Genomic DNA, 4838 nt, shown 5'->3' with positions numbered 1-4838 from the left:
CGCCATGGTCCTCGCCGTGGGCGCCGTGGCGGCCGGCGCCGCCGCGTACGTCTCGTCGCGGACCTCGGGCTCGCCCTGGACGGCGGGCGGGACGGTCGCGAAGACGACGGGCAGGGTGTTCTTCACGGTCACGGCCGGATCGGACGCCGGGCGTAACGCCTCCTGCTCGGGCACCGCCGTCACCAGCGCCAACAAGAGCGTGGTCATCACCGCGGGCCACTGCGTGAAGCTGAACGGCGCCTTCCACGCCAACTGGGTCTTCGTCCCCGGCTACGACCAGGGCGATCGGCCCGACGGCACCTGGCCGGCGACCACCCTGCTCACCACCTCGCAGTGGAACTCCGGCGAGAACATGAACTACGACCTCGCCGCCGCCGTCGTCGCGCCGCAGGGCGGCAAGAGCCTCACCGACGTCGTCGGCGGCCAGGGCGTCGCGTTCAACCAGCCGCGCGGGCGGCAGACGTACGCCTTCGGCTACCCCGCGGGCGCGCCGTACGACGGGTCGAAGCTGGTCTACTGCGGGGGGCGCACGTTCGACGACTACCTCAGCTCCCAGGACCAGGGGCTGAGCTGCGGTATGACCGGCGGTTCGAGCGGCGGCCCGTGGTTCGTGCGGTTCGACCCGGACACCGGCAGCGGCCTGCTCAACTCGGTGAACAGCTTCAAGTACAACTTCGCGTCCTACTGGATGTTCGGGCCGTACTTCGGCCCCGAGGCCGAGGCGGTCTACAACGCGGCCCAGAAGACGGCCCTGACCTGATTCGCGGAAAGTAGCGGCGAGATCACGAATAGTGGTCCACACTCGGGAGCCATGACTCCGAGCCTCCCCATGCTTGCCGTCACCGCCCTCGCCGCCGGACTCCTGGGAGCCCCCAGCCCGGAGGTCCCGCCTCTCGGAGACGTCGTGGAGCACGTCGCCGGGCACGCGTCCGGGATCTACTGGACGCCGCAGCGGATGGCGCGGGCGGTCCCGGTCAAGCTGCTGGGCGGCACCCCACCGGTCCTGCCGCCCGTGGTCGGGGCCGCTCTGACGCCGGCCGCCGGGTCGGCTCTCGTGCCCGGCCACACGATGCGGCCGGTCGCGAGGACCGGGACGACCCGGACCACCCAGGCGGGCAGGACGGACAGGACACGGCAGGCGGCGGCGATGCCCCCCGCCACCACCAGCGGCACGCGCTGGGCGGCGGGCGGTTCGGTGACGAGGACCACCGGCAGGGTGTTCCTGACGCTGAACGGCGTGGACTTCTCCTGCTCCGCCAGTGCCGTGCGCAGCGCGAACAGGGACCTGGTCGTCACCGCCGGGCACTGCGTCAAGGACGGCGCCGGGGCCTGGGCGGAGAACTGGACATTCGTCCCCGGATACGACGAGGGGCGGCAGCCGTACGGCGGCTTCCCCGCGCGGCGCATGTTCGTCGCCGGGCCCTGGTCGCGCTCGGGCGACGACGACTACGACGTGGGCATGGTCGCCGTGGACGACCTGGACGGGCAGCACCTGACCGACGCCGTGGGCGGGCAGCCCATCGGCTTCTACCCGCCGCGGGGCCGCCGGACCTACGGCTTCGGGTTCCCCGCCGATCCTCCGTACGACGGCGAGCGGCTGCTGTACTGCGCGGGCGTCCCGCACGGCGACCCGCAGGGGCAGACCCGCGACCAGGGCCTGCGCTGCAACCTCACCGCGGGGGCCAGCGGCGGGCCCTGGCTCAGCGGCTTCGACCCCGCCTCGGGCCGGGGCACGCTCACGTCCGTCAGCAGCTTCAAGTACAGCAACGACCACCGCACGATGTACGGCCCCTACTTCGGCCAGGCCGTACGCGACCTGTACCGCACCGCCGAGCGGGCGTGAGGGGTCAGAACGGCGACAGCGGCTCGGCGTTGTCCTCGTCCACGATGTCGGCGGCGGACCGGACGATCAGGGGGTCGGGCTCGCCCACCACCGAGGCGTCCTTGTCGTCGTAGTCGTACAGGGACAGGACGTAGCGCATCGCCTCCAGCCTGCCGCGCTTCTTGTCGTTGCTCTTGATGATCGTCCAGGGGGCGTCCTCGGTGTCGGTGTTGAGGAACATGTCCTCCTTGGCCCGGGTGTACTCGTCCCACAGGTCCAGCGAGGCGATGTCCATCGGCGACAGCTTCCACTGCCGCACGGGGTCCACCTGGCGGATGACGAAGCGGGTGCGCTGCTCGGCCCGCGACACCGAGAACCACAGCTTGACCAGGCGGATGCCGTCGCGCACGAGCATCCGCTCGAACAGCGGAGCCTGGTACATGAACTCCATGTACTCCTCCGGAGTGCAGAAGCCCATGACCCGCTCGACCCCGGCCCGGTTGTACCAGGACCGGTCGAACAGCACGATCTCCCCCGCGGCCGGAAGATGCTCGACGTACCGCTGGAAGTACCACTGGCCGCGCTCACGCTCGCTGGGCTTCTCCAGCGCCACCACCGTCGCGCCGCGGGGGTTGAGGTGCTCCATGAAGCGCTTGATGGTGCCGCCCTTGCCGGCCGCGTCCCGTCCCTCGAACAGGATCACCAGGCGCCTGCCGGTGTCCTTCAGCCAGTACTGCAGCTTCAGCAGCTCGATCTGCAGCAGCCGCTTCTGCCGGTCGTACTCCTGCCGGGTGATGCGGTGGTCGTACGGGTAGTGCTCGCGCCAGGTGTCCACCGGGCCCCCGTCCGCGCGTACGAGGACGGGGTCGTCGTCATCGTCGTCCAGCACCTTCAACCCCGGCGTGCGGCGCAGCAACTCGACGCCGTCCGGGTGCTCCCGCGCACTCTGCGACGCTTGCGGCATCTCCATGGCCCCCTACTGCACCTGTCGGACGATTCCAATCCCCGTCGGCCACACTGTTCTCGGGAAATTCATCCGGCCGGGAACGTCACGGCGACTTCGAGGCCGCCGCCGGGGTTGGGACGCGCCCGTACGGCGGCCCCGTGCGCCGTCGCGATCGACGCGACGATGGACAGTCCGAGCCCCGCGCCCTGACGACGGCTGGTGTGCAGTCGCCTGAAGGGCGCGAAGATGTCGCCCAGGCGCTCGGCCGGCACCTCGGGACCGGTGTTGCGGACCGTCAGCACGCCCCCGGCGAGCGTCACCTCGACGGCGCCGCCGGGGCGGTTGTATCGCACGGCGTTGTCGACGAGGTTGGTGACGAGCCGGTTCAGCAGGATCGGGTCGCCGGGGACGACGAACCAGTCCAGCCGCGCCGTGACCGTCACGTCGCCGCGGTCCACTTCCGCCAGAACCAGCTGTACGACCTCGTCCAGCGCCACCAGGCTCCGCCTCTCCAGCCCGTGCTCGGCGTGGGAGAGCACCAGCAGGGCGTCGATGAGACTCTCGATGCGGTGGTTGTGGAGCAGCAGGGTGTCGCGGATCTCCCCGACGTCCTCGGGCAGGCCGACCTCGATCGCCGTCCGCTGCACGGCGAGCGGGGTCCGCAGCTCGTGGGAGGCGTTGGCGATGAACCGCCGCTGGCCCACGACCGAGCGCTCCAGCCGGTCGAGCATGGCGTCGAAGGTGTCGGCCAGTTCCTTCAGCTCGTCCCGTGGCCCGGACAGGGCGATCCGCTCGTGCAGGGTGGACAGGGACAGCCGCTGCGCGGTGGCGGTGATCCGGTGGAGGGGCCGCAGGACACGGCCGGAGATCACCCATCCCACGACCACCGACACCACCGCCAGGACGCCGATCGCCAGCGCGCTCACGTCCCACTGGTAGTGGATCACGTCCCGCACCAGCGCGGACAGCGGCGACGGAGTGTCCGGCATCCTCTCCATGGGGGCGGCCGGGCCCGGCGGGGCCCCTCCCGGCAACGGCTCGGGAAGCCGCGCGATCCGCGTGTGCAGCGCCTGCCGCAACAGCGTGTTGACGATGACCAGCAGTACGACGGAGGTGAGCAGGAAGATCCCCGAGTAGATCAGCGTGAGACGTACCCGCACCGTCGTCACAGCAGGTAACCCGCGCCGGGGACGGTCCGGATGCACGGCGGATCGCCCAGTTTCGCGCGCAGGCGGCTGACCACGACCCGCACCACGGTGGTGAAGGGGTCGGCGTTCTCGTCCCAGGCCTCCTCGAGAAGCCGTTCGGCGCTCACCGCCGCGCCCTCCGCGCGCATCAGCACCTCCAGGACGGCGAACTCCTTGAGCGACAGGTGCAGGTGACGGCCGTCCCTGGACGCCTGGAGCCGGTGCGTGTCGAGCACGATCCCGTGCCGGGCCAGCACCGGGGGCACCTGGTCCCGGCTGCGCCGGCCCAGCGCCCGGACCCGGGCGACGAGTTCGGTGAAGTCGAAGGGCTTGGGCAGGTAGTCGTCGGCTCCCATGCCGAGCCCGGCGACGCGCTCCGGCACCGACGACGCCGCCGTCATCATGAGGATCCGCGTACGGCTGCCGCGCGCCACCAGCTCGCGGCAGACCAGGTCGCCGTGCAGCTCCGGCAGATCGCGGTCGAGCACGAGGACGTCGTAGTCGCTGACCGTCAGCCGCTCGGCCGCGGCCGCCCCGTCGTACACCACGTCGACCGCCATGGCGTGGCGGCGCAGCCCCATCGCCACGAGATCGGCCAGATCGCGTTCGTCTTCGGCCACGAGAACCCGCATACCCGGGTTCCTAATCGACGGGAGGTAACAGCGGCGTTAACGATGTCGTTCACGGCCGCGCAACCCACCCGCGGCCACGCTGCCGGGCATGATCAGAACTTTCTGCTCCGCGGTCCTTATGACGGCCTGCGCGCTGACCGCCGCCGTTCCCGCTCCCACCGCGGCGACGACCTCCACGACGGCCGCCGCGACGCCTGCCGCGACGGCCGCGGCGTCTCCGGGCGGCGCGTGCGCCCGGCCGACCGCGCCGC

Annotated in this window: 6 protein-coding genes; 2 read left to right on the top strand and 4 right to left on the bottom strand. The window is 71.4% G+C overall.

Going from position 1 to position 4838, the window contains the following annotated elements:
- On the top strand, positions 1-760 hold a 760-nt coding region (locus AB0J39_RS38150; RefSeq protein ID WP_363473877.1), incomplete at its 5' end, for a peptidase.
- Between the two features lie 51 nt (positions 761-811).
- Entirely contained in the window at positions 812-1843 is a 1032-nt protein-coding gene (locus tag AB0J39_RS38145; RefSeq protein ID WP_363473875.1) for a hypothetical protein, read from the top strand.
- Positions 1844-1847: 4 nt separating this feature from the next.
- Here AB0J39_RS38145 and ppk2 read toward each other — a convergent pair whose 3' ends face one another.
- From ppk2 to AB0J39_RS38125, 4 genes are all read right to left on the bottom strand, one after another.
- A complete protein-coding gene (ppk2, locus tag AB0J39_RS38140; RefSeq protein WP_363473873.1) occupies positions 1848-2792 on the bottom strand; it encodes a polyphosphate kinase 2 in 945 nt (314 codons plus the stop codon).
- Positions 2793-2854: 62 nt separating this feature from the next.
- Positions 2855-3928, bottom strand: coding sequence for an ATP-binding protein (locus tag AB0J39_RS38135; RefSeq protein ID WP_363473871.1), 1074 nt, complete (start codon positions 3926-3928; stop codon positions 2855-2857).
- Between the two features lie 5 nt (positions 3929-3933).
- A complete protein-coding gene (locus AB0J39_RS38130) occupies positions 3934-4587 on the bottom strand; it encodes a response regulator transcription factor (RefSeq protein ID WP_363473868.1) in 654 nt (217 codons plus the stop codon).
- Positions 4588-4623: 36 nt separating this feature from the next.
- Positions 4624-4838 (bottom strand): hypothetical protein (locus AB0J39_RS38125; RefSeq protein ID WP_363473866.1); only part of this gene is annotated, 215 nt, incomplete at its 5' end.

This window comes from Microbispora sp. NPDC049633 (assembly GCF_040675265.1).
GTDB classification, from domain to species: Bacteria; Actinomycetota; Actinomycetes; order Streptosporangiales; family Streptosporangiaceae; genus Microbispora; species Microbispora maris.
This window is presented reverse-complemented; position numbering and strand designations above follow the sequence as displayed.